The following is a 541-nucleotide window of genomic DNA, read 5'->3' on the forward strand; positions in this document are numbered from 1 at the left end:
GCTTGGTGATGTCGACCAGCACCACGGCCGCATCGCTGCCGGCCGCGGCCGTCACCATGTTGCGGGTGTACTGCTCATGGCCGGGGGCGTCGGCGATGATGAACTTGCGCTGCTTGGTCGCGAAGTAGCGGTAGGCCACGTCGATCGTGATGCCCTGTTCGCGCTCGGCCTCCAGGCCGTCGGTCAGCAGCGACAGGTCGATCGGCGCTCCGGCGGCGCGCTTCTCGAGCGTGTCGAGCTGGTCGGCCAGGATCGCGCGGCTGTCGAACAGCAGCCGGCCGATCAGCGTGCTCTTGCCGTCGTCGACGCTGCCGGCGGTCAGGAAGCGCAGGGCGCGATGATCTTTAACTTGCGGCGTGCTCATCAGAAATAGCCTTCCTTCTTGCGGCGTTCCATCGACGCGTCCGACGTGCGGTCGTCCATGCGGGTCGCGCCGCGTTCGCTGACGGTCACCTTCAGTGTCTCGGCGACGATCTCGGTCGCGTTCGCGGCCGGGCTCTCGACCGGGCAGGTGCAGGTCATGTCACCGACCGTGCGAAAG

At 67.3% G+C, this 541-nt stretch carries 1 protein-coding gene and 1 pseudogene; both read right to left on the reverse strand.

What is annotated here, in order from left to right:
- A partial coding sequence (locus ACXJLU_RS33550) for a GTP-binding protein (protein WP_457338041.1) occupies window positions 1-364 on the reverse strand: 364 nt, incomplete at its 3' end.
- Window positions 364-541: pseudogene (locus ACXJLU_RS33555) on the reverse strand (sulfate adenylyltransferase subunit CysD); the annotation flags it as partial. The gene ACXJLU_RS33550 and the pseudogene ACXJLU_RS33555, both read right to left, overlap by 1 nt.

Source organism: Rhizobacter sp. P5_C2 (assembly GCF_054049715.1).